The organism is Paenibacillus sp. S150, assembly GCF_019352175.1.
Classification (GTDB): domain Bacteria; phylum Bacillota; class Bacilli; order Paenibacillales; family Paenibacillaceae; genus Paenibacillus_AQ.
Map to the genome: position 1 here is coordinate 1 of NZ_JACBYI010000086.1, position 1922 is coordinate 1922.

General features: G+C 41.3%; 2 protein-coding genes. Both read left to right on the forward strand.

All coding sequences use genetic code 11. From position 1 onward, the window contains the following. Window positions 1-1182: RHS repeat-associated core domain-containing protein (locus HYD27_RS32305; RefSeq protein ID WP_228745459.1), on the forward strand; the 1182-nt coding region annotated here is incomplete at its 5' end. Window positions 1183-1198: 16 nt separating this feature from the next. Further along, entirely contained in the window at window positions 1199-1648 is a 450-nt protein-coding gene (locus tag HYD27_RS31605; protein ID WP_219221743.1) for a hypothetical protein, read from the forward strand. The last annotated feature ends 274 nt before the right edge of the window (window positions 1649-1922 follow it).

Here is a 1922-nt window from a genome sequence, read left to right on the forward strand (position 1 = left end):
GTGAATCTGGATCTGGCAGACACCAGCTACACATATGATTTACAGAACACCTTAACCTCGGTGACCCAGGGAAGCAGCACGACCAGCTTCCAGTATTATGCCGACGGGATGCGGTTCATGAAGACAAGTGGCAGCACACAAACCCAGGTGAATTATGATTTCCAGGGGCAGGTCATCTCCGAGGAGAAGATCGTTGGCGGCGTATTTACGGAACAAGCGAACTTTGTGCGGGGCGACCGGGTGCTGGTGAAGAAGGACAAAAAGGCCTCCAAGGACTATTACTACCTGTATAACGGCCATGGCGACGTGGTGCAGATTGTCAATACGGGCGGAGCCGTGGTTAACAACTACACTTATGACGAGTGGGGGAACATCACGAGCCAGGTGGAGGGCATCTCCAACTCCTTCAAGTACACCGGAGAAGTGTACGACGCCGAAACCGGGCTTTACTATCTGCGGGCGCGGTATTATGATCCGGGTATGGGGCGGTTTCTCAATGAGGATACGGTTGAGGGACAGATTGATAATCCGCTGAGTCAGAATTTGTATACGTATGTAAGTAATAATCCGTTGATTTATAGTGATCCGACGGGACATGATGCACAAATGGGAGCCGGGGTAGGGGGGAGTACACCTGGATTTAAATACTTTTCTGACATGAATCAATTTGAACTAACTCAAATCATGGGAGACACAAGGTATTCCATGGATGTAAGAGGGGCAGCCGCAGCTGAGTTTATAAAAAGAAACTTCATGCTTGTGGAAAATGGTGCTGTTAAAGCTGCCTCGGGTGTTCAAGCATTAATAAATGGTGCAAAAAAAGCAGTGAAAGCAGAGGAAGCTGCTAAGGCAGTGAAAAACAGTGCAAAGGGGTTAATTGGGAAAGAATTTGAGGATTTTCTTGTTAAAACGTTGCAAGGTAGAGGAAGCTTCAAGGTTCAAAATAGAGAATTTGATGGGGCTGTAGATAATGTTTGGTATGAAGCGAAATCTGGGGGATATTGGGATCAAATCACAAGTTCAACGGAGAGACTAAATAAATTTAAGTCAGACATGGGAAGCCGATTGAAAATTGCAGCTCAGAATGGCGCTTCATATGAACTGCACTCTAATACTCCAATTCCAAAAGCTATTAAAGATTGGCTAACAACGAAGGGAATTAAATTTACTGAGTGGGAATAAGAAGGAGGAAAGACTTATGTCAATATCAGCTTCGATAAATATATGTTTAAGCGAGCGCAGTCGTGCAAATTTATCACTGGCTGATTTATTTCAGAATTTTGTAAATGAAGGTTGGAAATATGTCAACAGTAATGGGGAGGTTACAATACTACCTTTAGGGGATAATGATGGTTTCGATTGGACATCTACTATTCTCCATAGAGACAGTCTCATTGATATCTTAAAAAAAAAGCAGGAGCAAAAAGAAATAATTGGAATTGAGTTAATGCAGGTGGATTGTGAAGTCGGATGTGAACTGCTAATATTTAACACAAATCAAATGATATTTAGCTTATCAATAGCAAGAAAGAAAATTAAAGTTAAAGATGATATCGATATTACTGATTTTAGTTGGTATCTGGAACGTATTTTGCCAGTTTTCAAAAATTTGCAAGTAGAACAAATAAAATGTGAACAGTTACTATAAGGCGTTGATATAATCATTTGGGTTTATACGAAATAAATGGGCTGAGGAAGGATAGACCTGGCGCATGTTGAATTTTGTATAGAATAAGTGGTAATTGGGAGTAAATTCTCAGTTACCACCTTTTTTATTTAAGCTTCGCTTTATACTCTAGTACCATGACCACATTAAATTTCAGGATATAAATGCTTTAACTTTCCTCGTGCCTGCTCCGTGGTAAATTGCCAATCGACAGATTTCTGAATTTGGTTGCGTTCCGTTTCCCAAGCAGATACCT

Bases quoted from the DNA above. Each gene is read 5' to 3' on its own strand.
- HYD27_RS31605 (WP_219221743.1), top strand. From the start codon at position 1,199: ATGTCAATATCAGCTTCGATAAATATATGTTTAAGCGAGCGCAGTCGT.